At 38.1% G+C, this 25,654-nt stretch carries 25 protein-coding genes and 2 riboswitches; of the genes, 5 read left to right on the top strand and 20 right to left on the bottom strand.

Going from position 1 to position 25,654, the window contains the following annotated elements:
• Positions 1–95: 95 nt before the first annotated feature.
• Positions 96–719, bottom strand: a complete 624-nt coding sequence (locus tag ACXAE4_RS15190; protein WP_033579102.1) for a hypothetical protein — start codon at positions 717–719, stop codon at positions 96–98.
• A 204-nt stretch (positions 720–923) separates the two neighbouring features.
• Positions 924–1,712: an HAD family hydrolase gene (locus ACXAE4_RS15185; protein WP_013057222.1), complete on the bottom strand. Its 789-nt coding sequence runs from the start codon at positions 1,710–1,712 to the stop codon at positions 924–926.
• A gap of 198 nt (positions 1,713–1,910) precedes the next feature.
• Between ACXAE4_RS15185 and ACXAE4_RS15180 the strand changes: the two genes are divergently transcribed.
• The gene (locus tag ACXAE4_RS15180) at positions 1,911–2,363 is read left to right on the top strand and encodes a MarR family winged helix-turn-helix transcriptional regulator (RefSeq protein WP_028413178.1); all 453 of its coding nucleotides are present in this window, start codon (positions 1,911–1,913) and stop codon (positions 2,361–2,363) included.
• Between the two features lie 36 nt (positions 2,364–2,399).
• Here the strand turns inward: ACXAE4_RS15180 and ACXAE4_RS15175 are convergent, their stop codons facing one another.
• The 9 genes from ACXAE4_RS15175 to thiT all read right to left on the bottom strand — a co-directional run bounded on the left by ACXAE4_RS15175 (position 2,400) and on the right by thiT (position 12,434).
• Positions 2,400–2,834 carry a hypothetical protein gene (locus ACXAE4_RS15175; RefSeq protein ID WP_013083346.1) on the bottom strand — a complete coding sequence of 145 codons (435 nt, stop codon included), beginning with the start codon at positions 2,832–2,834 and terminating at the stop codon, positions 2,400–2,402.
• Positions 2,835–2,975: 141 nt separating this feature from the next.
• Positions 2,976–4,058 (bottom strand): tyrosine-type recombinase/integrase, encoded by a 1,083-nt coding sequence (locus ACXAE4_RS15170; RefSeq protein ID WP_289578951.1) that lies wholly within the window; start codon positions 4,056–4,058, stop codon positions 2,976–2,978.
• A 380-nt stretch (positions 4,059–4,438) separates the two neighbouring features.
• Positions 4,439–5,635 carry a TcaA NTF2-like domain-containing protein gene (locus tag ACXAE4_RS15165; RefSeq protein ID WP_028413176.1) on the bottom strand — a complete coding sequence of 399 codons (1,197 nt, stop codon included), beginning with the start codon at positions 5,633–5,635 and terminating at the stop codon, positions 4,439–4,441.
• 47 nt (positions 5,636–5,682) lie between these two features.
• Positions 5,683–6,612: a TcaA NTF2-like domain-containing protein gene (locus tag ACXAE4_RS15160; protein ID WP_223546630.1), complete on the bottom strand. Its 930-nt coding sequence runs from the start codon at positions 6,610–6,612 to the stop codon at positions 5,683–5,685.
• A 142-nt stretch (positions 6,613–6,754) separates the two neighbouring features.
• Positions 6,755–8,104: an ethanolamine permease gene (gene eat / locus ACXAE4_RS15155; protein WP_028413174.1), complete on the bottom strand. Its 1,350-nt coding sequence runs from the start codon at positions 8,102–8,104 to the stop codon at positions 6,755–6,757.
• A 21-nt stretch (positions 8,105–8,125) separates the two neighbouring features.
• Positions 8,126–8,839, bottom strand: a complete 714-nt coding sequence (gene eutC, locus ACXAE4_RS15150) for an ethanolamine ammonia-lyase subunit EutC (protein ID WP_289578952.1) — start codon at positions 8,837–8,839, stop codon at positions 8,126–8,128.
• Between the two features lie 14 nt (positions 8,840–8,853).
• Entirely contained in the window at positions 8,854–10,224 is a 1,371-nt protein-coding gene (locus tag ACXAE4_RS15145) for an ethanolamine ammonia-lyase subunit EutB (RefSeq protein ID WP_098113028.1), read from the bottom strand.
• A gap of 26 nt (positions 10,225–10,250) precedes the next feature.
• On the bottom strand, positions 10,251–11,669 hold the full coding sequence (locus ACXAE4_RS15140) for an ethanolamine ammonia-lyase reactivating factor EutA (protein WP_098113029.1): 1,419 nt from the start codon (positions 11,667–11,669) through the stop codon (positions 10,251–10,253).
• Positions 11,670–11,825: 156 nt separating this feature from the next.
• Entirely contained in the window at positions 11,826–12,434 is a 609-nt protein-coding gene (thiT, locus tag ACXAE4_RS15135; protein WP_098113183.1) for an energy-coupled thiamine transporter ThiT, read from the bottom strand.
• Between the two features lie 32 nt (positions 12,435–12,466).
• A riboswitch (TPP riboswitch) is annotated at positions 12,467–12,567 on the bottom strand.
• Positions 12,568–12,741: 174 nt separating this feature from the next.
• Positions 12,742–12,926: riboswitch (Lysine riboswitch) on the top strand.
• Between the two features lie 102 nt (positions 12,927–13,028).
• Here thiT and ACXAE4_RS15130 point away from each other — a divergent pair.
• Positions 13,029–14,468 (top strand): amino acid permease, encoded by a 1,440-nt coding sequence (locus ACXAE4_RS15130; RefSeq protein ID WP_047750873.1) that lies wholly within the window; start codon positions 13,029–13,031, stop codon positions 14,466–14,468.
• Between the two features lie 36 nt (positions 14,469–14,504).
• On the opposite strand, the gene ACXAE4_RS15125 is transcribed toward ACXAE4_RS15130, so the two are convergent.
• The 5 genes from ACXAE4_RS15125 to ACXAE4_RS15105 all read right to left on the bottom strand — a co-directional run bounded on the left by ACXAE4_RS15125 (position 14,505) and on the right by ACXAE4_RS15105 (position 17,219).
• Positions 14,505–14,873, bottom strand: coding sequence for a hypothetical protein (locus ACXAE4_RS15125; RefSeq protein WP_289578953.1), 369 nt, complete (start codon positions 14,871–14,873; stop codon positions 14,505–14,507).
• 103 nt (positions 14,874–14,976) lie between these two features.
• Entirely contained in the window at positions 14,977–15,468 is a 492-nt protein-coding gene (locus tag ACXAE4_RS15120; RefSeq protein WP_014459898.1) for a GNAT family N-acetyltransferase, read from the bottom strand.
• Between the two features lie 94 nt (positions 15,469–15,562).
• Positions 15,563–16,147, bottom strand: coding sequence for a cysteine hydrolase family protein (locus ACXAE4_RS15115; protein ID WP_098113185.1), 585 nt, complete (start codon positions 16,145–16,147; stop codon positions 15,563–15,565).
• Positions 16,148–16,168: 21 nt separating this feature from the next.
• On the bottom strand, positions 16,169–16,477 hold the full coding sequence (locus ACXAE4_RS15110; protein ID WP_013057236.1) for a cupin domain-containing protein: 309 nt from the start codon (positions 16,475–16,477) through the stop codon (positions 16,169–16,171).
• Positions 16,452–17,219, bottom strand: coding sequence for a YqcI/YcgG family protein (locus ACXAE4_RS15105; protein WP_475236316.1), 768 nt, complete (start codon positions 17,217–17,219; stop codon positions 16,452–16,454). The genes ACXAE4_RS15110 and ACXAE4_RS15105 overlap by 26 nt, the downstream gene beginning before the upstream one ends.
• A 152-nt stretch (positions 17,220–17,371) precedes the next feature.
• Here ACXAE4_RS15105 and ACXAE4_RS15100 point away from each other — a divergent pair, with 152 nt between their 5' ends.
• On the top strand, positions 17,372–18,013 hold the full coding sequence (locus tag ACXAE4_RS15100; RefSeq protein ID WP_063247899.1) for a LysE family transporter: 642 nt from the start codon (positions 17,372–17,374) through the stop codon (positions 18,011–18,013).
• Here ACXAE4_RS15100 and ACXAE4_RS15095 read toward each other — a convergent pair.
• From ACXAE4_RS15095 to ACXAE4_RS15080, 4 genes are all read right to left on the bottom strand, one after another.
• Positions 17,999–18,820 (bottom strand): alpha/beta fold hydrolase, encoded by an 822-nt coding sequence (locus ACXAE4_RS15095; protein WP_098999381.1) that lies wholly within the window; start codon positions 18,818–18,820, stop codon positions 17,999–18,001. The genes ACXAE4_RS15100 and ACXAE4_RS15095 overlap by 15 nt on opposite strands.
• 213 nt (positions 18,821–19,033) lie before the next feature.
• Positions 19,034–21,460, bottom strand: coding sequence for a DNA topoisomerase IV subunit A (gene parC, locus ACXAE4_RS15090; protein ID WP_289578954.1), 2,427 nt, complete (start codon positions 21,458–21,460; stop codon positions 19,034–19,036).
• Positions 21,457–23,433, bottom strand: coding sequence for a DNA topoisomerase IV subunit B (gene parE / locus ACXAE4_RS15085; RefSeq protein WP_028413163.1), 1,977 nt, complete (start codon positions 23,431–23,433; stop codon positions 21,457–21,459). Before parE ends, parC begins: the two co-directional genes overlap by 4 nt.
• Before the next feature lie 333 nt (positions 23,434–23,766).
• Positions 23,767–24,180: a CoA-binding protein gene (locus tag ACXAE4_RS15080; protein ID WP_013057242.1), complete on the bottom strand. Its 414-nt coding sequence runs from the start codon at positions 24,178–24,180 to the stop codon at positions 23,767–23,769.
• A gap of 205 nt (positions 24,181–24,385) precedes the next feature.
• Between ACXAE4_RS15080 and plsY the strand changes: the two genes are divergently transcribed.
• Complete coding sequence (gene plsY, locus ACXAE4_RS15075; protein ID WP_014459891.1) at positions 24,386–24,979, top strand: glycerol-3-phosphate 1-O-acyltransferase PlsY; 594 nt, start codon at positions 24,386–24,388, stop codon at positions 24,977–24,979.
• Between the two features lie 379 nt (positions 24,980–25,358).
• Positions 25,359–25,649, top strand: a complete 291-nt coding sequence (locus tag ACXAE4_RS15070) for a HesB/YadR/YfhF family protein (protein ID WP_013057245.1) — start codon at positions 25,359–25,361, stop codon at positions 25,647–25,649.
• Positions 25,650–25,654: the final 5 nt, after the last annotated feature.

Genomic DNA, 25,654 nt, shown 5'->3' with positions numbered 1-25,654 from the left:
GATACACGTTCTTTTTAAAATTGACTACATTAACACGTTTAATGTCTACTCTCTTTTTCTATAAAACAAAAGACAGGCGTTTTTTCTATATGTAATTAATACTCTTGTTTAGCTTCTTCAAACTTGAATACATCTGCTCGTTCTGATTGTTGTGTAATCAACAGGTTATACGTATGGTTGGCCTTTTTTGGAATTTTAAATGCAACATCGAGGTTAAGTGGTTCGTCGTCAGATAATGACGGTGATGAAAAAGCTGTCCACAAGGTGTGCGGGGTTTCTGTCGATAAATTCCCTCCATCAGACGGTTCGTAGATTTGATAAGTTGTTGTGTCTTGTAATGTAAACGTTGTGTCGTTTAATACTACAGTCGAATGTTCATTAGGTGTTCGCTGAAACTGAACGGATACGACAACGTACTGAGTGTTTACTTGTTTAGCTCCTTTAACAGGAAAAAATTGTGCATCCGTTGTGGAAACATAATATTGACCGTGTTTTGATCGTTCTCCAAACGCTAATCGATCATCGGTTTCATCTTCTGTCGCTACGCGACTTACAGGCGCCATCGTTTCATCTGTTGCTGAAATGGTGTCTGCTCCAGGGGCATGTTTAGGTTGAGGGTTTTTGTAAGTGACGTGCGTATCGCCTTGTTTGTCTTCACAAGCGGCGAGACTTGTGAACAAAACAGCCGCTACAAGGCTTCTGGTAACTATTTTCTTCATGTTATTCCTCCAATGACTAGTCTATATACTATGCTACATGGTATTTATCTGGGAATCAAGGATAAGATTGGTTTACTATGCAGGAAGAAGAAAAAGTGACTGAAGTCAGTGAGATTTGGAACGGATATAGGACTTTCAGAGACTTTTGTACTTGTTTTTACAACAAAAAAAGAGACGATTTACGCCTCTTTTTGTTTGTTCGTATTACGAATTTAGTTCATCTAAAATTGAATGCAGTTCACTTAAATGGGTAATTTCATAAGTAGGAATGACTTCATTTCGCTCTTTATCGTGACGATTAATCCATACAGATTTCATTCCAACGCGAGAAGAACCCAGTATATCTGTCATTAAATTATCTCCAACCATGATCGCTTCATCTTTCTTTAAATCCATAAGTGATAAAGCATGGTCGAAAATAGATGGATCAGGCTTACCCCGGCCAAATGCCCCTGAAATCACAATCTCATCAAAATATGGAACTAGTTCTGATGTAATATCTAATTTGGTATTTTGTAAGTCAGGTGAACCGTTTGTTAACAGCAGCAGCTTGTACTTTCCTTTTAATTGATCAAGCACTTCAAACGTTTCTTCGTATACAAAAGGTGTTTTGCGGCGCTCTAATGGAAAACGTTCAGCTAATTCCGCTCCAAAAGCATCGTCGTGAATTCCTAGAGCACGAAGGCCTCGAGTCCAAGCTTCTTTGCGATAAGTAGGAACAATATCTTTCATTTTGCGGAATTCATCATGATCGTCTAAAAAATTTCCCCATAACCCTTCAAATGGATTAATGCCAATCATTTGCGTAAATTCATAGGTTTCATACGAAGCATATAATTCTCTTGCTTCCTTACGCACCGCTTCTTCTAGTTCTTCAGGTTTTAGATTATATTTTTCACTTGCATATGTACATGTTGCAACGAATGCTTCTTTTACGCTTTTTTGATCCCAAAGTAGCGTGTCATCTAGGTCGAAAAAAACCGCTTTAATCATGGATGTGTGTACCCCCTACTGTTTTTGAAAAAGTTTAACTATTCTTACACTAGATTACAAGGATACACACAATAAGTCTAGTGTATTTGAGATTTATTGTGTAAATTTATTTTTATAAAGGATCACCTCTACAAACAAATTTACAGAAATAAAAACAGCTGATATAATCACAGCAGGTATATATGCAGGAGGTTTTATATGGAATCGTTAGAAGAAATATTCGGCATTCCCACCGTTCGTACAAGTAAGCGCTTAAGCAGAGTCGTTGCCGCACACTTACGTCCTTTTGGGATTACGCCAGAACAGTGGACCGTTTTAAAGCGCGTATCAGAAGCTGAATATAGTACACAGAAGCAATTAGCTGAGCGAGCAGATAAAGATCAAGCGACGCTGACTAAAATTTTAGATTTACTAGAAAAACAAAATTGGATTCAGCGTGTTAGAAATCCAGAAGATCGCCGCTCGTTTTTTATTCAAATAACAGAAGACGGCCTGCGTTTAAAAACAGAAGTGACGCCTGCTGTAGAACAGGTATTTTCCGAATTAACGTCCCAGCTAAACGAGCAGCAGGTAAAGATTTATACCGACACTTTACAAAAACTTGAACTCCGCGCCGAACAATTGCTTCAAGACGCAGAAAACCTGCGTTAAATACCCAAAACCCCACAGGTAACATTCTGCGGGGTTTTATACGTAGTTGGCAATACATAATACTTCTTTAATTTTTGAAATCACTTGTTTGGTTTCATCTGTTAAAGAGGTGAATTTAAACGCGATGGATTCTGCATTTGGATTAATGAAGGGTTCTTTATTTGTGTCTTTGCGGTAGTCTTCAATTTGTTCTAAACAATATTTTAAAATAAACGACAAGTTTGCACGTCGAAATCTCAAACTGACGGTAGAAGGCCATCTTTTTTGAAACTGATTGCTCCCTTCATATTGAATCGCTCCGATGTAGCGTTCTCCGGATAAAAAAGATTCTTTACTTCGATATAGCTGAACGGTTTGGGCTGTTCCGCTCCAGTCAATATAAATACCTGCTGTTTCACAAACTTCGTATATGTAATGAAAAAGCTCCGTTACTTCTCCGAAATGGTAGTGAAGCGGATGTTTAGCCGTCATAGGTAGCTCCCTCCTTTATCGACTTTCTACCATTATATTGTAGGAAAAGTAACTTATTCATTTATACAACTTATTTCATACGCATAAGCAGTAAAAATGAAAATATATATTTTTTAGTTTACATAAAAATATTATAAGTGATTAGCGATAGCCCGACTTTCGAAACGCGTCGTATACCGTATCCTCTTGAAGTTTTTCAAGATAAACGTTCGTTGTAGCAATAGAAGAATGCCCTACTACTTGTTTCACAACCGCAAGCGGAACGTCATTAGCTAAACTATTTGTAATAAAGGTATGACGAAACCAATGAGGAGAAATAGACGCGTTTCCTTTTACTTTATAAACAGCTGATTTAATCGTTCGATACAACGTTGTATAGGATAATCGCTTTTTTTCGCCGGTACAATAATACTCTTTAATGGAGTAAAAAAGCGGTTCAGTGTCAAAAGGACTTAGTTCGGCGCTTTCATTTAACGCTTGCCGATAAGTGAAAAGCGTGTCTTTCACATCATCAAACACGGGAATAGTGCGTTCTTTTTTTCCTTTACCAATCACATCTACAACCAAATTTCCGCGGCGGTCTTCGCGGAAGCTTCCCCAATTTAAACTTAGCAGTTCACTTGAACGCATTCCACTCATATACAAAAGCATTCCCATTAAGCGATTGCGCGCTTTGAATTCCTTTTCATGCTGGCGAATGCGCACGACGGATTCTAACGCATTTACAATCACCTGTGCTTCGCGATCGGTTAGCTCTCGGTATTCGGTACGATTTTGTTTTTCCTTATCACTGTAATGTCCTTTTGAGATAGATGGTTTTTCAATCCACGTCGTATACAGCGAAGGATAAAAATGAGTAGCGTGTCCAAACTCTAGCATTCTTCTAAAAAATTCTAGTTTTCTTGCAGCAGTGCGATTGGCATATTGATTTATCATTTCTTCATTAAATAATTTGACTTCCATAAATCCAATCGATTTTAATGTAATCTCTCGTTCGTAGAAAAAAGACAGAATCGTTTTCATGTCTTGATTGTAAGATCTGATCGTATGAGGAGAAAGTGATTTTTTAATAATACGCATTGAAAAAAAGAGCTGAATAAATTCTTCATCTGAAACGTGCTTTAAATTCAAGTTGTTATCTTCATCTAACAGCTCTGCCTCTTCCCACTGCTCTTTTAGCTGGCGAAACGAATTTTTCGCAGGCGACAATTCAAATTCTTCCATTTTACCCCTCCTAATTATAAAAAACGAAGATATACTTTTTAAACGAACCAGAATTAAATATAACGAGTTTTTATTCATTCGCAACAAATACCATTAAAATTTTTCAAAAACCTCTCAAAACTCAATTTAGAAAGCCGTTTTTTTAAGATTTTAATAAAAACATCCATTATATGTAAAATAAATTCTATTTTCTGCTTATTACTCTACTTTATCATATGAACGCTTGATAAGAAAGAGTTATCTTGCGTTAGTGTAGTAAAGTATTTTTTAAAATGCTCTTTCTAAAGATTTGCTTTTTATGGTGGAACGTTAAAATCTATCATGATAGGAATTACACAAATTGTGTATACATAAAAACATCACGCAAAGCGTGATGTTTTTTAAAGTGATTCAATTTTTGTCAGATACAACTGTTTGTTGCTGTAAGAAACGGTATACGTTCGGTAATACTCTTTTTCTTGACTTTGACCGTTCGTTGTAATGGAAATAACTTCTTTTGTTTGGATTGTATAGACCGTTTCATCATCATCTTCTTTTTCACTCACAGGTTCAACGTCTAATACCGAATAATCAACGAGTTCTTCTCGAATGTCTCTTTCATACAGCATTTTCACAAGCTGCTTTTGATCATTCCACAAAACACTGTCACGCTGGATATAAGGCTGTACGTGTTCGAATTTATTTGTGTTAATGGACTTTGTTAAATCTCGCAAATAATGTTCAATAAAAATATCTGCTGTTTCTTGATCAACTTTTGGGATATTTTTTAAATTAAACTCTTTTTCTTCCTTCTCTTCTTTTTCTTTTTCATCTTCTTTAAAGTCGTCGATTCGCTGAGAGCTGTTTTTGCTGATGGCATACTTTGTATGGTTCTCTTTGAAAACCATGATTTCTTCCTTTTCCCCTTTTTCATTTGTGCGGGTTGTTTCGCCTTGGTATGAAATATCACTAGAAGGATTAATTGACTTCACGTATTCCATATATTCATCAGCCGTAATGTTGAGGTATTTTTGATGATAGGTAACTTCATCCCATTCATTTAACTTCCATTGCTTATTAACGTATTTAAAATTCATGTAAATGGTCAGTCCGCCGCTTCCTTCTTTACTAATTGGTTCAATGGCTGACACCGAAAATTGCCCGGCGTGATTGTTAATAAGTTCAAATCGAATAAGATGATTAACATCAGGGAAAAAGCTCATATTACATTCTTTACAGTAATAGTTAGTGGAGATACTTTTTAACTTTGTTGCAATTAAAGATGATGTTGCATATGGCGTTAGCGCTTTTTTTAACGTTTCATAATCAGCAGGGTTAGATTCATTATCCCATTCATACTCTTCACCTAATTCTTTATAGGTGCTTGAAATTTTATTCATCGTCTCAACTGCAGTTTTTTCTGCTTTTTTTTCTGATACAAGATCAGGCTTGATAGATGACTTAGCTTGATTTTTTGGAATCACTTCATCTGAGGAAGGTTCGGTTGGTTTGGATAACTTAACTGTTTCTTTTTCTTCACAGGCCGTCAAAACCATTAGCAGCAGTAGAACGAATGCAATCGTCCATTTTTTATGCATAAGGTGTCCTCCTCAATGCCGAATTTAGTCTATTCTTAAAAGGATCTTTAATTTTCGAACGTATCGAGTACGTAATCACCGCTTGGAATTCCCCATTTTGCCTTTTTATGTTGAACTGTTTTAGCAAGTAACGAAATGGAGTTTTCTTTAAGCGTAATGACAATGGTTCCTTTATTTCCTTGCCCATCATTTTCATATTCAATGGCGGCTTGGTTATTTTCAAAGCGAATATTTTTTTGTTCAACGGTTGACACGCGGATTTTGCTAGGTGGCTGGTACGAATTTATTTTAATCGTCGCTTCCGAGTTGGATGTAGCAAGAAATTGAATGATAGGAGATCCGTTATCATTGCCAGTGGTCCATTTTCCATCGTAGTCGTGTAAATCTGTTGTTTGTGTAGTGGGAGTTTCAGTGTGTGTATTTGGTTTAGATGAAAAGTCGAATGGTTCTACACTCGATAGCTTTAACGTATCGTTTTGGTAAACAGCTGTATAAAGGCGGTCGCAAACTTTGCTGTAAGGATCTTTGCCGGGCTGTTTTAATAAGCTTTCCTCGTGGGTTTGTATTTTGAACACATGGTTAGGTTCTTCATACCAATTGACAATATGAAACGTTTGCTTCTTCTGCTCGATGCCTTGTCGTGTGAAATTTTCAACAAGAAGGTTCTGCTCTTTATAAAAAGAACTGTCCGCTTTCAAAAAAGCTTTTAGATCATTAAAAGAGTTGTCATCAACTGCTTTTCCAAACGCTGAAAAGTAATCAGTCATCCAGGCTGTGATAAATTTTCCGCTCATTGCTTCTTTATTCAAATCAATTGATTGAATGCTTTCTACCTGTGTTTTTGGTTCATTTAGTACTTTTTTTGCATCTTTTTCTACTATCATTGTATTTCCGTCTTTTATTGTCTCTTCTTGCTGACAGGCTGATAACAGAATAGATGAAACAACCGTGATAATGATTGTATTACGTTTGTTCATCATAATTGCCCCTTCTTTATCTAATATAAATGTATGTATATTCTTCCAACAAACAGACCTAGTATATCATTCTACAAAAAAACGCTCAACCCTTTAATTTCACAAGAAAAACGGCTTGCCTTTACAGCAGCCGTTTTTCTTCTTATTTAATAGATGCTTCTTGATATGAATTGGATGCCTCTTTTTTAAGCTGTCTTGAACCATAAAAAACATAGTAAATAATTGAAAGAAGGAAAATGCCAAGAATCACATACATTAAAGGTAGAGAAACACCAAACAGCATTAAACTTGTTGTAAGCACACTGTATTTTATAATGCTGTATAAGCACAGAATCCCTAATACTAAAGCAACGCTTGGCACTACCGGGTAATTTACTTTAAAAGGACGAGACAAGTTAGGTTCTTTTTTGCGTAAAATAAAAAGAGAAACTAAACTGATGCAGTACATCATCATTGCTCCGAATACAGATAAGATAATAAGGGCATTGGCAAACGTGGCAGATCCAGCACAAATCACACCGATTGCTCCCGGAATCAACAAACCGCCGACAGGAACTCCTTTTTTATTCGTTTTAGCAAGAAATTTAGGGAAGTAACCATCTCGTGCAAGCGCATAGGTTTGTCTTGAAAATCCCATGATGATTCCATTTAAACTAGCAATCAATCCGAATAGCCCGATAATAGCAACAACGGTTGAAATGCCGTTTCCATATACAGAAGACAGTGCCTGCGGAAGTGGATAATCGGCTAGCTTCCCGCTTCCTCCGCCAAGTCCTGCTGTTACAAATAGCGTAAACAACGTTGCGGTTGCAAGAGTAATAATCGCTCCAATAAATCCTTTAGGAATGTTTTTCTTAGGGTTTTCCACTTCTTCCGCTGCCATTGCTCCGCCTTCTATTGCAAGATAGAACCAAACAGCGAATGGAATAGCCGCTAGTACCCCTGTTGGCCCGTTAATAAATGAATGAGCGTTGAAAATATTTGATGTTTGTACATGAGGCAAACCAGCTACATAAAAAATAGATAAACCAATTAGTGCAACAATGGTAGCTGTAAGCTCAATCACCGCTACTTCTTTTACCCCGATTAAATTTAGTAAAACAAAGAAAATAAAGGCACCTACCGTTGCATATACAGGGTTAACGGCTGGGACAAGAAAGTGCAGGTATGCTCCTGTTGATACCGCAATAGCAGGAGGAGCAAAAATAAATTCAAGCAAGCATGCAATTCCGGCGATATATCCGCCAAAAGGTCCAAGTGCTCTTCTTGCATAAGCTGAAGGTCCACCAGCTTGCGGGATAGATGTTGAAAGCTCTGCATAGCTGAACATAAACGTTGTGTAAAACACCGTTACAATTAAGGTTGCAATTGCAAGCCCGATAATCCCGCCTTGTTCAAACCCGTAGTTCCACCCAAAGTATTGTCCTGAAATAACCATACCAACTGAAATAGCCCATAAATGAATAGGTTTTAATTGTTTTTGTAACGCCATACGTTCTCCTCCTTTTGATGTTTAGACAATAAGATGTACACCGCTTGTTTGCTGCTTAATCATTTTGTCAATCATGGTACCGATATGTGCGGCTGCCTCAATAGGAGGCGTTCCTCTTTTATGAATATTAGAAATAACCATACGATCAGACTCTTTTTTGCCTTTGCTAGGTTCATAGCACATGTAAGCACTCATGGATTCAGCACTGACCAGCCCAGGTCGCTCTCCAATCAATAGCACAAGTGCTTTTGGCTTTATGATTTCACCAATTTCATCCATACATGCAACTCGTCCTCCTTTTACAAAAAACGAAGTCCCGATACGAAGTCCATATGACTCCAGTGAATCAATTAAAGCAGGATGCACGTCGCTCATGTTTTCTTCAATTGCCTTAGCGCTCAGTCCATCTGATACCACTACTTGTACATCAGGCTGTGGCACGCAGTTTTTTAAAATCTCTTTCTTAGCGCCATCTGCTAATAACCTCCCTTGATCCGGCCGTTTTAAATAATGTTCTTTTGACTCCGCGCGTGTATTCACAGAAAAAAGGTTAAACTCAGATAGAATATCTTCTGAAACTGAGCCGTATACAGAGTCTACGGCTGCGGCATGATCTGTGCGAAAAGATAAAACGTCTTTTGTTAGCGGCCTTGTTCCCGTACGGCCAACACCTATGCGGGCAGGGGTAAATCGTTTCAGTGTTTCAAGCGGATCGCGATTTGACTTTGGTATCATAGTAAGCACCTTCCTTAAATCAAATTCATAAAAATAGTTGGGTCTCCAGCTCTTGATGTGAAGCGTCCGTTTTCCATAATACGCTGATCTTCAAGCCATTTTTGAAATAACGGAGTTGGGGTACGGCCGAGTACATTGCGCACGGTTGCGATATCATGATAACTAAGAGACTGATAGTTTAGCATGCAGTCATCAGCCATGGGCACTCCTATTACAAAGTTCACCCCAGCTGTTCCTAGAAGCATACTTAAATTATCCATATCGTTTTGATCAGCATCCATGTGATTGGTGTAACATACGTCTACTCCCATAGGCAAGCCGTGCATTTTGCCCATAAAGTGATCTTCTAACCCAGCTCGCAGGACTTGTTTGCTGTTATATAAATATTCAGGTCCAATAAATCCAACAACCGTGTTAACTAAGAAAGGCTTGTAGTGGCGAGCTAAGCCATAGCATCTAGCTTCGAGCGTTACTTGATCAATATTATAGTGGGCTTCTGCTGACAGTTCAGAACCTTGTCCTGTTTCAAAATACCAGCGGTTCGGACCTTTTGCTGTCCCTTTTTCATGAATTAACGCTGTCGCTTCATCGAGCATAGACAGTGAAATCCCAAATGAATCATTACCGGCTTCTGTGCCTGCTAAACTTTGGAAAATCAAGTCAGCAGCTGCTCCTTTTTCGATTGCTCTCATTTGGCTCGTCACATGTGATAATACACAGTTTTGAGTAGGAATCGACCATTCGTTGATTATATTTTTTGTTTCATTTAAAAGCGCGTAGATATTATCCGTTGTATCAATAACAGGGTTAATTCCGATAACCGCATCTCCAATTCCATAGCTTAACGCTTCGTAGAGAGATGCTCTCATTCCTTTTAAGTTATCTGAAGGATGATTAGGCTGGGCTCTTGAAGCCAATACGCCTTTTTGACCGATAGTCGTTTGACAAGTAGTTTGCACTTCTATCTTGGCAGCTCCTTGAATTAAATCTAAATTGGACATAATTTTAGTAGCTGCCGCAATCATTTCGCTGTTTAATCCTTTGCTAAGCGCAAGAAGGTCTTCTCCGGTATGCTCATCAGATAAGATGTATTCTCTTAACTCCCCTACTGTCCAATTTTTAATAATGTCGTAAACCGATGAATCAACCTGACTTTCGATTAATGCCGAGACGTTGTCTTCATCTGCGCTTAGCAGCGGGTAATTTCGAATATCAGCAAGTGTGATATCAGCTAGCACTTGTTTGGCTGCCATTCGTTCTTTCATTGACTCAGCGCTAACTCGTGCGAGCTGATCTCCAGAACGTTCTTCGTTTGCTTTGGCCATAATTTCTTTCAAGCTATAAAATGAAAATGTTTCTCCTAACAACCGGGTAGTTTTAAACATCTTTTCCTCCTTGTATGTTCAGTTGATTATGATGAAAAAGCGAGTGTTTTAATCGAAACAGAGATTGCCTCTCCAGCTACGGGTAACCCTAGATCGATATAATCTCCGTGGGTAAAGTCAATTTGATCTAAACAAATAATTTCTAATTCTTTCTCCTGTTTGGCTAGTGCTTGTCCTAAAGCTTTAGCAATATCCTGCTCGCATAAAACAACGAGGCACTTAGCTCCTTTAAAACAAGCACCAAATTCAGCGCTTATTACTTTTGCTAATTCTTGCAGCATTATATAGCTGCAGTAAGGGAAATGAGATAAAGCAATAGCAACGGGAGGATCTTCTGCGCTGAAAACAGTTGAAGCCTGCATGCATGCCGTTCGAGCTCTTTCTTGAAACAGCTGCGGATTCCACTCCTCCTCTTGCTGTACGGGTATCTCTATAATCGGAATATTTTTTAGCGGCAGCCGCTTTGATTTAATGTATACGGTTGATCCGCTAACTTCTGTATTTTGCATGCCGGCCCCAATGACAGTAGCGCGCGTTGTTTCAGCGGCTTGAGATACGTGTATGGATTGAAACTGATACGCTAGCAGAGGACCAATGTCTCCATGTACAGCGACTTTCCTCACTGTTTTTGGCTTCTGCTTCTCCATCATTGCCCCTACTCCTCCTGAAATCATGATTGTTTCTGGTTGGATAGAAGATCTTGTATGAGGAGAAACGAGCAGCGTGGAATTTTGCTTCAGCGCTTTTACATAATTCACGGTTTCTTCAGCTAGTAATTGACAGATAGACGAGAGTTTTTCAAATGTTGCTTTTTCACCTTCTCGCAGTATTAAAGAATTATTTTTTAAAAATTCAGTTAAATAAGGTGAAATGTAGGTTACAAAACCGTCTGAATTCAGCCGAATTAATCTCCCGCCTACATGCAGGGTAAATGTTTCTATCACTTTTCCATTTTGACATAAGGCGATGTTAGCAGTGCCTCCTCCTACATCAATATTGGCAATTACTGCATTTGTTTCAGCGGAATGTTGGATTGCTCCTGATCCTTTTGCCGCCAATATTCCTTCCAAATCAGCACCGGCTGTTGCAACAACGAAATCTCCAGCATGTTCGGCTAGATAGTGAACGATACTCTCTGCATTTTGCTTTCTAGCAGTTTCTCCTGTGATGATCACAGCGCCCGCCTCCACTTGATCTAAGGAGATTTCTGCATTCTTGTACTCTTGTTCTAGTAGTACCGTTAATCGTTGAACATCGATTTCAACCTCGTTTACCATAGGTGTGGTATAGATAGAACTTGCATACGTTACGCGACGATCAATAATTTGACAGCCTGGCAGCGTAAACTGATTTTGTTGATTTGCTATTAACAGCTTGCTTACAATCAGTTTTGTTGTGCTTGTTCCAATATCTAAACCTATGCTCGTGATCCATTTCTGTAGCATGCTATCAATCCCTTATCTCGTTTGAATATGTTGACTATCATAAAACAGTTTTTTGAATATTTCACTAACTATGTTATCAAACCTGACACACTTTTGTGTAAACAAAGGTGACAAATGAAAAAAAAGACTAAATCTTGGTAGATTTAGTCTTTTTTCTTATGATGAATGTGATTTAGTTACAATCATTCTTGATGCCGATGGAATTAACAATGAAAGAATGACTAAGCAGGCTATTAGTGACCCTACCATTGAAACACCGTTCATTGAAAAAGAATACCACAGAGCGGACATACCTTTTGGTGCGTACGATCCCCAGAAAATAATACCAGCAATAAAGTGCCAGAAATAACGTGCGAAGCTTCCGATAATAAGGGATAAAACAATCAAAACAAAAGCTTTTGATCTGTTATTGGTAGCTAAATTTGTTTTAATAGATTGTGAAAAAATACCTCCAAAACCTATAAAAGCAAAAGCCACAATATATTCAATAAATGTTTGTAGCGCTGTTAAAATATAAGCCGTTCCTGTCGCTAACTGCAAAAGCCCCCATAATAGACCAGATAGAGCCCCGCCTTTTACTCCCCAGCGAAAGCACATAATAAAAATGGGCACCATGGAGAACGAAATACTTACAGCCGTTGCAATCTTAATGGAAGGCAAAAGGTCAAGTAGAAGTGCCAATGCTGCAAAAATAGCTATTTCAATTTTAGCCTGTAAAGGTAATGCTTTATTCACGTTTCTCACTCCTGTTTTTGAATCATTCATATCAAACGGTTTACACAGGAGTAAGCAACTATATGCTACTATTCCCACATTCCTACGCTAGCGTTAACTAACAGGTTCTAAGGGTCTGAACATTTCGTTCACTCTCAGCACGGCGGCTCCCCCTGTGGTACGTTTGGATATTTATGTAGTATAAAGACAATGTTTATTATACCATACGTAACAAAATAGATTCGAGAGATTTCAAAGATGTTTCTATTTTCTGAATCTATTTTTTATAATGACAATCGTTTTAGTATTTGTTATACTTCTTTTATGTCAATTGAATATAAAAAACCCTCATCCTAATCGATGAGGTAGAGGTCGCAGTTTTTAATAGTAAAGTAACGGAAATGCAGAGAACATTGAGGATGTTGCTTGAAAGGAAAAATTGCCGAAGTTTAAATCACTTCTCGGTTGATTTAAGCTGGGGCTGTCTCCGAACAGGAACAGAACTGTCACATCATGCGAGTGATGTGAAGAGCTATCTTCACGGAAGGTTGACGCGGTTTTCAGATTTAAAAGCGCGCACATATACTGCGGGCTTTTTTTATGTTATCCCGTCTCTTTCCGTACATTCGAAAGGAGTATTTATCTATGCAAGAGCAGCAAGAATTAAAACGTGGGTTGAAATCTCGCCACTTAACGATGATTTCATTAGGAGGAGCCATCGGAACCGGCTTATTCCTAGCAAGTGGTGGAGCAATTCACACAGCAGGACCTGGGGGAGCGCTTTTAGCTTACGCTATTATTGGCGTAATGGTTTACTTTTTGATGACCAGCCTAGCAGAGCTCGCAGCTTATATGCCTGAAGCTGGTTCATTTAGTACGTATGCGTCTCGTTTTGTAGATCCATCCTTTGGTTTCGCTCTCGGCTGGAACTACTGGTATAACTGGGCTATTACGATTGCAGCTGAATTATCCGCTGGAGCCCTTATTATGAAATTTTGGTTCCCGAACTCTTCTTCTATTTTATGGAGTGCCCTGTTTTTATTAATTATGTTTGGGCTTAACTACCTTTCTGTAAAAGGATTTGGTGAATCTGAATTTTGGTTTTCGTTAATTAAAGTAGTAACGGTTATTATCTTTTTAGTTATTGGTATTATGATGATTTTTGGTATCTTTAACAATGAAGCACCAGGTTTCAAAAACTTCACGCTTGGTGATGGACCGATTCACGGTGGATTCTTCACTGTACTAGGTATATTTATGGCAGCTGGTTTTTCATTCCAAGGAACAGAGTTGCTTGGAGTCGCAGCTGGAGAAAGTGAAGATCCGGAAAAAACGGTTCCTCGCGCAGTTAAACAAGTCTTCTGGCGCATCTTGTTATTTTATATTTTAGCTATTTTTGTTATTGGAATGCTTATTCCATACACAGCGAATTCATTAGCAAGTGATGACGTGAGAGTAAGTCCGTTTACTTTAATATTCGAACGAGCAGGTCTGGCGTTTGCAGCATCAGCGATTAATGCCGTTATTTTAACAGCTGTTTTATCTGCTGGTAACTCAGGTATGTATGCTTCTACGCGTATGCTGTGGAACTTAGCGAAAGATGGAAAAGCACCAAGGTTCTTAGCAAAAGTGAATAAACGAGGCGTTCCAGTTAATGCCTTAATCGCAACGGCACTTGTCGGTACACTTGCATTTGGTGCTTCATTTTTTGGAGACGGTGCGGTATATACGTGGTTACTTAATGCTTCTGGTATGTCTGGTTTTATTGCTTGGTTAGGAATTGCGATCAGCCACTATCGTTTTAGAAGAGCATTTGTTGCTCAAGGTCATGATTTGAGTGAACTTCCATATCATGCAAAACTTTTCCCATTTGGCCCTATCTTTGCCTTTATTTTATGTGCCGTTGTTATTTTAGGCCAAAACTATTCGGCGTTTATGGGTGACTCGATTGACTGGTACGGTGTACTTGTTTCTTATATCGGACTTCCTTTATTCTTAATTGTTTGGTTAGGATACAAATGGACGAAAAAGTCGAAGCTTATCCCGTTAAAAGAATGTCAAGTAACAGTGAAAAAATACGAATAAAAAAAGCTCTCTATTCAAAAGAATAGAGAGCTTTTTTTATATGAGCTGATCGGCAAAATGAAGAGATATATAAGCGGGTTGGTTTTTCATAACAAGCATATAACCTTTGAGGGGACGGTTATAGTAATCAGCAGCTTCGATATAATAAATACGCTGAATTAACCTGCTTAAACGAGTTGCAAAAGATGGAAGTTGGTGATTAGGAATGGTTTGGATGTAGTCTATGATTTCTTGCTTAGTTTGAAGGCCCGAACGAGTACATTGTAACAGGTGAAAAAGCGGATCTGCTGTTATAGTAGATAGTTCAGAATTGTGTTTGATTCTATTCAGCTGGATATGCAGTTCTTTTTTGGACCATCTTTTTGGAATAGCTCTTATATGCTGATATTGAAAATGTGTATTCATGATAGCTAACACCTTTCGTATTAAAATAATAAAATGACTTATTATTTTAATAACCTTTACACATGAAACTAAAACGTTACAATGTGTAAAGGTGTCATACATCTTATAAAATAAGCTGATAAAAAAGCACATCTTGCCACTGATCGAATTTCCAGCCTACTTCTTTAAATTCTCCGCAAAATGTAAAATTAAATTGCTCATGCATTTTGATACTGATATCATTCCCTTTTGTAATCCCTGAAATGACAACGTGATGGTTGAGTTCTTTAGCCAATTCCAAAATCCGCTTCATAAGCTGTTTTCCAATGCCATACCCCTGCTGATTTTTATCAATATAAATCGATAGCTCTACCGTTTGAATGTACGCTTCTTTATCTCGATAAGAAGAAAGCGAAGCATAGCCCGCTACTACTCCATCTTTTTCCGCGACAATAAGCGGAAAGAGTTCATTGCTAATATGATTATTAAACCAGCCCCTTCTTTGTTCTACTGTTACAGGCGTTAAGTCAAAAGTAGCAGCACTTGTTTGAACGGACTGATTATAAATTTCAACAAGCATAGGTAAATCTTCTTCTTTAGCATAACGAATGATCATATGTACAAACTCCTTATAGTATAGAATTATCTTTATTTTACTTCTTTTAATAAACATAATCTACATAAAAAAACGATGTGCGCATGCACATCGGTTATTGGTTTTGGGCATATTGAAAGGTTTGAAGGACTTGAAGAGTCTCTTTTGTAGAAATGACCGTTGCAAACTCTCCGTGCAAAGAAGACAGTGCGAATGTATGTACATCTTCTGCAGGAAGTCTGGTTTTTCCATCGTAGGACATACAATCAAAGCAAGCCGTTGCATCGTTTACAACGTACGTCCTGTACCCTAAATTCCCAGCCATGCGGGCAGTCGTAGAGACGCAGTGATTAGTAGTTAGTCCTATTAAAATGAGCGTATCATAGCCATTTGCTTTTAAATAGCTATCTAGCTCTGTTCCAATGAAGCAGCTGTTCACGTGCTTGCGAATTAAGTATTCATCTTCTTGTGGACCAAATCCTTCTTTAAACTGAAACCCCTTCGAGCTTGGGTGTAAAGGAGAATCTGGATTTTCTGATGCATGCTGCACGTGAATGACAGGATAGTCTTGGCGCCTCCATGCTTGCAGTAGCGTCAGCATATTCTTTTCTGCATCTAAATTGTTTCTTTCTCCCCACTGGGGTGAATAAAACCCTTCTTGTACATCGATAAGTAGCAACACTGGCCGGGAACGTAGCATAAGCATCATCTTCTTTCGTCTTTATTTTAAAATGGAAATAACGTATGTGCATCCATCAGGACCGGCTTTTGAAGAATGAACCGTTTGTTTCGGTAAATGTATCCGATCTCCGGCCTGACATAGAACCGTATCACGTTCAACTGTAAAGTAAATAGATCCTTCAAGGATATGAAGAATTTCATCAGTTGGATGCGTATGAGACGGATGTGTTTGAAAAGCAATATCGTGCTGTACTTCAACGTATCCAGTATACGCCGGAAGCAGCTCTTTAATTACTTCTTCAAACTTTCCGCCAACTCCTTTTTTAATAGAGGCTTTTTTTACGTCCATGCTGCTCACTCCTTTTTAATTTAAATGGACACTGTCCGGTAGTATGGTTATTATCATCGTGTAAAAAATATTGTTTCCACTCTCTGTTTTCCTGCTGTCCATACCAGCCTAACTCAGGGTGAGCTGATACGTCATCATATGTTTTTAACCAATCGCGGACGACTTTTTGTACATGCTTCCCTATTTTTGAATCTCCTGTCATACCTTCAAACACCCACCGCGGCTGAAATGTAATCATAAATCCTCTGCTCTTACGGCTTTTACGTAGAGAATGAGCAGGCGTATTACAGACGACAAAAATAGGTTCTCCGTGAAAACAAAATTCCCATAATGCATCTTTTGGGTCTTTCGGAATATCTTGCGGCCATTTCTTTTGATCAATTTGATGAAGAAACGTCAGCGTATCCCAAAACATCGTTTCGTACTCTTCCATTGACCGTTCTTTATGTTCAGGCTTAAAGAATAACACAAAGGATGTATAGCGACCTATGGTCTTAAATGTATCTATGTATTCTCTAAGTGCCGCCGCTGCATGTTTAATATCTTGATAGTTATAAGGAGTCGTCACAAATGAAAAACGCAGTAAATCTTTTTTAAAGCCTTCTACCCCTAATATACAGGGAAATGGATTTTCTTCTGATAATATATCGCTTTGGAAATATTGAAAAGCATCTTTCCCCCAGAACGGGACGTGCGTTGACTCTAAAATCTCATTAGCTCGAAAAAGCATTTTTGATACCATTAAAACCCTCCTTATGGAACTCAACGTTACATGTGTATTAAAAAAAAGAAAGTTTATGAGTATTTTTAACTAAATCTCGCTTCTAAATTATAAAATTCTAATCTATATATATATAAGCTACTATTGGACAAGTTAGAAAGGAGGCTGTGTTTGTGGAGTGGTTTTTGATTGCTATAAAACAAATAATTCTAGGTATTAGTCTCGCAGCACCGGTAGGCCCAATTAATATAGAGATGATTAAAAGAGGTCTGACAAAAGGATTTTGGGCTTCTTGGCTAGTTGGTTTAGGAGGAATGACAGCCGATATCTTATTTATGCTTCTCATTTTAATAGGGTTAACCCCTTTTGTTCAGATGCAGGCTGTTACGGTTGTCCTGTATGCAACGGGTTTTGTCATGCTCACATTTGTTGGCTTTCAAAGTATGAAACAAGCTGTCTCTCGTTCCTTTTCAGTAGATGTAAATAACCCCTCTGCTAAAAAAGATAAGTCGTTTTTTACAGGTTTTTTTATTGCTCTTATGAACCCTTTAAATATTGTGTTTTGGTTCGGTGTATTTGGATCAAGCTTAAGCGAAAGTCTTCAAAGTCAAACGTGGCTATCCGTCTTTTTTCATAGCTTCTTTATTATTTTTGGCATCATTCTTTGGAATTTAAATATTGCGGGCAGCATTCATTTTACAAGAAAATTTATCACGCCTAAGCTTTTTCGCCTCATTACGTTAGGTGCTGGTTTTTTACTTTTTTTATTTGGCTGCCAATTCGGTTTTAAATGTGTATCCTTACTTATCGGCTGAGCTTTTATTGATGAGTTCAATAAGGGTGTCGTTTACTTTCTCACGTTCATCATAAAAAAGACCGTGTCCACTATTTTCAAATGGGATCAGTGTAGAAAATGAAATGTGGCGATTCATTACTTTTGCAAGATCAAATGGACAAATTTGATCTTTTTTTCCGTGTAATATATATGTCTCAGCGAAAATTTGACTCAAATCTTCCCGTAAGTCTTCGTCTCGTAAAGACACCGCAGTTTTAATCGTTCCATGGCCAGATGCCTCTAAACCTAAATCTTGAAACCATCCTCTAAAAGCTGCGCTGGCAGGCTGATTAAAAAATTTTTTCCCAAAGTCTTCAAGCATGTTAGGACGATCTCTATACGTATTTTGAATAATTGTATTTACTTCTTCAGAAGGAAGTCCGTATGGAAAATCAGTTTTTTGAATAAAGCTTGGAGCCGCTGCCCCTAATAAAATTAACTTCTTCACGCCATATCCTAAGTGTCTACTCATATATCGAATGGCAATGGCTCCCCCCATAGAAAAGCCTACTAGCGTATAATTTTTAAGTCCTAATTTTTCTACTAACATACGAATATCATCCGCTAATTGATTGTAAGAATAGCCGGTGAAAGGCGCATCTGATTTTCCAAATCCTCGAAGATCAGGAGCAATACACCGAATACCGCAGGCCGGCAGCGTTGTAAATTGGTATTCGTACATTTTAGCATTAACAGGCCACCCGTGAAGGAAAAGAACGGGTTCCCCTTTTCCAATATCCCGAACAAAAAGTTTAGTCTTAGGAGTTACGTGAATAAAATAGTTCATATATAACACCTCCTAGATGTTCTTATATATATATGTTTTGGACAATTTGAACATTCAAAAGTTTCTTATAGGCTTGTGTAGGAGATGCATGATGTTCATTTGGAATGAGGAGTAGGAAAATCATTTTATATTGTTTATTTAGAACATAGTTCATTTTAAAAATATTGGGTAAAAAAAGTAGTAAAGCTTTAAAAACTTTACTACTTTTTTTTGTTATTTTTCTTCCAGCCACATATCAACTAAATTGCCAGCTTCGCTTTGGTCCAATACGAATGAACCGTTGCTATATCGGTCACTAGCTCGCATTGTAGATGGATCAACCTGCTCGATTTGACCTTTAGATGATTCCACTATCATGTAATGTTCTTTAGAGATTACTTTTACTTTTGCAATTTGATGCGGATTAGATTTTAGTTCTCGGACCATCACTAGCCCTCGTTTTGCTCGTGCTGATTCTTCAAACTCAGCAATTTTTGTCTTTTTCACAGCTCCTCGCTGCGTGGCGATAAATAATTCAGTTGATAGAGCTTCATCTTCATCGAAGATAACGCCGCTTACAACATAATCATCGTCTTTTAAGTTAATTCCTTTTAAACCAGAAGCGCGAGTTCCTACAATATTAATTTCTTCTTCCCGGAAACGCAGTCCGTAGCCAGAGCGAGTGGCAATAAACACTTGTTTTTTACCATCCGTTTGATATACATCGACTACTTCATCATCGCCTTTTAAATTAAGAGCGACAAGAGCTTTGGAGTAGCGCTGTGCTTTATATTGAAGTAATTCTGATTTTTTGACCATACCATTTTTCGTAAAGAAAAGCAGATACTGATTTTCTTTAAATTCTTTTACCGGTATCGCTCGTACAATCTGCTCTTCTTTATCAATTGGAACAATGTTCATGATATGCTGACCCATGTCTTTCCACCTGATATCAGGAAGTTCGTGCACTGGCATATATAAATAATTCCCTTTGTTTGTGAAGATGAGCAGCGTTTCGGTTGTATTAATTTCATACTTCGCTAAAATTCGATCCGTATCTTTCATACCGAAGTCTTGCCCGTTAGACGCGGCGTAAGAACGAAGACTTGTTCGTTTTACATATCCGTCTTTTGTGACTGTTACCATCACTTCTTCAGATGGAACCATCACTTCTAGATTAATTTTAATCTCTTCGATTTCCGCTTCAATTTTTGAGCGGCGTTCTGTACTGTATTGCTTTTTTACACGGCGTAATTCTTTTTTGATTACATTAAAAAGTTTTTTCTCGCTATGTAAGATTTCTTCTAACTCGTTAATTTTAGCACCTAGCTCTTCAGCTTCTGCTTGTAGAGCTGTAATGTCCGTGTTTGTCAAACGGTATAATTGAAGCGACACAATCGCTTCTGCTTGAGGTTCTGTAAATTCATATTTGCCAATTAAATTATTTTTAGCGTCGCGCTTATCTTTAGAAGCTCTAATCGTCGCAATAACTTCATCTAAAATCGACAGTGCCTTAATCAATCCCGCTACAATATGTTCACGTTCACGTGCTTTTTGCAGTTCGTATTTAGAACGATTTGTTACTACTTCTTTTTGATGATCAATATAAGCATCAAGAATGTTAGCCAAACTCATAAGCTTTGGTCGCTTTTTAGCAATGGCAACCATGTTAAAATTATACGGTACTTGCAGATCCGTATTTTTATAAAGGAAGTGAAGTACTCCTTGAGCATTTGCGTCTTTTTTTAATTCTACTACGATGCGCAGACCCGTACGATCCGTTTCATCGCGAACTTCAGCAATACCTTCCACTTTTTTATCTAAACGAAGCTCATCCATTTTCTTCACAAGGTTGGCTTTGTTTACTTCAAACGGAATTTCCGTAATGACAATTTGCTGTTTTCCGCCGCGAATGGACTCCACTTCCGTTTTTCCGCGAATAATAATTTTCCCTTTACCTGTCTCGTAGGCTTTCTTAATCCCGTCTACACCTTGAATGATTCCCCCTGTAGGAAAATCAGGACCTTGGATAGCCGTCATTAATTCTTCAATTGTACACGTTGGTTTATCAATTCGCATGATCGTTGCGTCAATTACTTCACCTAAATGATGAGGAGGAAGTTCTGTAGCATAACCAGCTGAAATACCCGTGGATCCATTCACTAGCAAGTTAGGAAACATAGCTGGTAACACAGTTGGTTCGCTGCTTGTATCATCGAAGTTAGACACAAACTCAACCGTTTGTTTGTCAATATCTCGTAGAAGTTCTGCAGCAATCGATGAAAGGCGAGCTTCTGTATAACGCATTGCTGCTGGGGGATCTCCATCAATACTTCCGTTGTTTCCGTGCATTTCGATTAATACATTTCTAACTTTCCATTCTTGACTCATTCGAACCATGGCATCATATACAGATGAATCACCATGAGGGTGATAGTTACCAATTACGTTTCCTACAGTTTTGGCTGACTTACGAAACCCTTTTTCTGCTGTATTTCCATCTACGTGCATTGCATATAAAATACGACGCTGAACGGGTTTTAACCCGTCTCTTGCATCCGGCAGTGCACGCTCTTGAATAATATATTTACTGTATCGACCAAAACGGTCGCCTAGTACATCCTCAAGAGGTAAATCTAAAAAGCGTTCTGTTTGTGTCATTGTACGTCCTCCTCTGCGACCGTTAATACATTTTCATTATCTAAAATATTTGGATCTTCTTCTAATCCAAACGCTACGTTGCTTTCAATCCATTTTCTGCGTGGTTCTACTTTATCGCCCATCAAAGTGGTCACACGACGATCAGCGCGAGCAGCATCATCAATACGAACACGAATCAGCGTACGCGTCTCTGGGTTCATTGTTGTTTCCCAAAGCTGATCTGCGTTCATTTCACCGAGACCTTTATAGCGTTGAATCATATACCCTCTTCCTACCTTATCGATAGCACCTTGCAACTCTTCGTCACTCCATGAATATTCAACCACTTCTTTTTTACCTGACCCTTTACTTACTTTGTAGAGCGGTGGAAGAGCAATAAATACTTTTCCTGCTTCCACAAGCGGTTTCATATAGCGGTAGAAAAACGTTAGAAGAAGCACTTGAATATGAGCCCCATCCGTATCCGCATCGGTCATGATGACTATTTTATCGTAGTTAATATCATCGATTGTAAAATCTGCGCCTACTCCTCCGCCTATCGCGTGAATGATCGTACTAATTTCTTCGTTTTTAAAAATATCTTGAAGCTTGGCTTTTTCGGTATTGATAACTTTCCCTCGCAGCGGCAGCACAGCTTGAAAGCGGCGATCCCTTCCTTGTTTTGCTGAACCTCCGGCGGAATCCCCTTCGACTAGGTACAGTTCGTTTCGCTGAGGATTTCTTGATTGCGCAGGCGTCAACTTCCCGCTTAGAACGGTTTCTTGACGCTTTCGTTTTTTCCCGTTTCTTGCGTCTTCTCTCGCCTTACGTGCCGCTTCACGCGCTTGAGCAGCTTTGATTGCTTTTTTTACAAGAAGAGAGCTTACGTCTGGATTTTCTTCTAGGAAATAGGCAAGTTTTTCAGAAATAACTGCATCTACCGACGAACGAGCTTCACTTGTACCTAACTTTCCTTTGGTTTGTCCTTCAAACTGAAGCAACTCTTCAGGTATTCTAACGGAAACGATGGCTCCTAATCCTTCTCGTATATCCGTTCCTTCTAAGTTTTTGTCTTTTTCTTTTAGCAGGCTTACTTTACGGGCGTATTCATTAAACGCACGCGTCATAGCGCTTTTTGCACCGGACTCATGCGTTCCCCCGTCTTTGGTACGAACATTATTAACAAATGATAAAATGGTTTCAGAATAACCATCGTTAAATTGAAACGCAAATTCAACTTCAATATTATGATGAATCCCTTCAAAAAAGACGACTGGATGAAGTGAATCTTTTTCTTCATTTAAATATGAAACGAAGGCTTGAATACCTGTTTCATAATGAAAGATATCTTGACGATCATGCCTTTTATCGATTAACTCTATTTTGAATCCTTTTAACAGAAAAGCCGATTCGCGGAGCCGTTCACAAAGCGTATCATAATTGTACACGGTTGTTGAAAAAATCGTGGCATCCGGTTTGAAATGAATCGTTGTTCCCGTTTTTTTTGTTTTCCCTATTTTTTCTAGCGTCGTAACCGGCTTTCCTCCATTTTCAAAACGCTGTTCATAAATAAATCCATCTCTATGAATAGTTACAGTCAACCATTCAGACAGCGCATTTACAACAGATGCACCTACTCCGTGTAAGCCTCCGCTTGTTTTATATCCACCCTGTCCGAATTTACCTCCTGCATGCAAGATGGTTAAAATAACTTCAGGCGTTGGTTTTCCTAGTTTATGCATGCCAGTTGGCATACCTCGACCTTTATCTTGTACAGAAATTGAATTATCTTTGTGAATGGTTACAATAATTTCTTCTCCGTAGCCTGCTAGAGCTTCATCGACAGAGTTGTCGACGATTTCATATACTAAATGATGCAGACCTCGTGTATCCGTACTTCCAATATACATACCAGGACGTTTACGAACGGCATCTAATCCTTCTAGTACTTGAATTGCATCTTCATTATAATTAAATTGTTGTTTCCGAGCCATTCATACTACCCCTTTCATCACAACGAACATTACTACATTATGTATGAAACACAAACGTTTGCGCTTCGTGTCTAAGAATAAATGATCATGTATCCTATCTTTTAATTTTATAGTGTTCGCATCAACAGAACGTATGTTTCTATTTTTGCGTACTTACAAGATTTTAGCACAAATTTCCGTATTATAAAAGCAATATCTTGTGTATTCATGGATTATAAGCCTTATAAAGCTAGCTGTCTAACGTCTATTGTAGCGGAAACTCTCTTACTATTTCAACGCATGGTGAAACCCATGCAAGCAGTGTGCATGGGTTGGTTGTTCTGCTTATAGATCTTACTTTGTTAAAGCATGCTCGACTTTTATACAACGATCCATAACTACAGTATACCCTTTTTTAGCGAGCAGGTCATATGCTTCTTCATTAATTAAACCAGATTGTGCCCAAAATACGTCTGCATCTACTTCTAAAAACTCTTCTGCAACTTCAAGCAAATGCTCAGAGCGACGAAATACATTAACGATATCAATATGCCCTTCAATTTCTTTTAATGAAGATACGGCTTTTACGCCGAGCGCTGAGTTGATTGTTGGGTTCACCGGAATTATCTCGTAACCTTGCTGCTGCATGGCTTCTGAAACCATATAAGACGTTCGATGAGGATTATCTGATAAACCTACTACAGCAATGCGCTTGCTTTTTTTTAATATTTTACCAAGCTCTTGACGGGAAGGAATTTTAATGGACATGTCTATTACCTCTCTTAGCTATATAATATGTACTGAACAACATTCGCGATTTACAGTTGATTTCCTGCATATAGTACCCGTTTTCTCTATTTTTGTAAACGTCTTCTTTTTTAAAAATAATTGGCTCTCACCCAAAACTAACTATGTTTTTTTAAGTATCTCATGGTAAAATAGAAACGATATAGAAATAAAGGAGCTTTCAAACATGAATTATTTATTACCTATTCTTGCCTATATCTTGGGCTCTATTCCTTTTGGACTAGTTGTTGGAAAACTAGGATACGGCATCGATATACGAGAGCATGGAAGTGGCAATTTAGGCGGCACCAACTCATTTCGTACATTGGGTGTAAAAGCCGGAATTATCGTTACACTTGGAGACATTCTAAAAGGCACCCTAGCAGCTTCTTTACCGCTTTTATTTGATACAAATCAAAACATTCTCTTCATTGGTTTATTTGCTGTCATTGGTCATATTTTTCCTATTTTCGCGAAATTTAAAGGCGGGAAAGCTGTTGCCACATCCGCCGGAGTGATTTTATGTTATGAACCTCTTTTATTTGTTTTCGTGCTATTATGTTTTTTTATCTGCTTATACATAACGAAGTATGTATCACTGTCATCAATGGTTACTGGGGTATTAACCTTTATCTACACGCTATTTAAACAAGACTACATGCTTATTATGATTATTGGTGTAATTGTAGCCTTTGTCATTTACAGACACCGCGCAAACATTACGCGAATTCTTAACAAAACAGAACCGAAAGTCACATTTTTATCAGGTAAAAAGAAATAAGAGGCTCTTCCTCTTATTTCTTTTTTTATAACCACTTTGTAAGCGAATACATTTCTTGTTTATTAGTTATACTGATACTAAAATAAGGAGGTGAATAATGTGAAGAAAAAATGCCCCATTTGCAAACGTAATAAGAAAATGGATTCACAGCTAGAAGGAAGCCGCTACTGCGTTCACTGCTGGGAAACCATTGGAAAACAATATGATTTTAAATGAAAGAATGAAACGATTTAATATAGAAATGAAGCATTCGCCTCTATATTAAATCGTTTTATTTTATTTTATCTTATTCCTTCCTAGCTGGATTCGTATATATTGGTAATTTATCTATCTTTCTACTATAATAAATGTATCCGCAGTATTGGAAGGAGCATAATTAATGAAATTAACAGTAACAGAAGCAGCAGCTACGTGGTACAAAGACGAAATGATGCTAGAAGGAAACGAAACAATTCGCTTTTTTGTTCGCTACGGCGGATGCAGCAACGTTCAAAAAGGTTTTTCTTTAGGTGTAAACACAGATTCTCCTAAAAACGTTGGCGTTGAAACAAAAGTTGACGGTTTAACATTTTTCGTAGAAGATGAAGACCTTTGGTACTTTGATGGTCATGATTTGACCGTAAATTATAATGAAGAAACAAAAGAACCTGACTTTCATTACGAAGCGTAAGAATA

The sequence above is a fragment of the Priestia sp. ABM2_011 genome (assembly GCF_056158845.1).
This window is presented reverse-complemented; position numbering and strand designations above follow the sequence as displayed.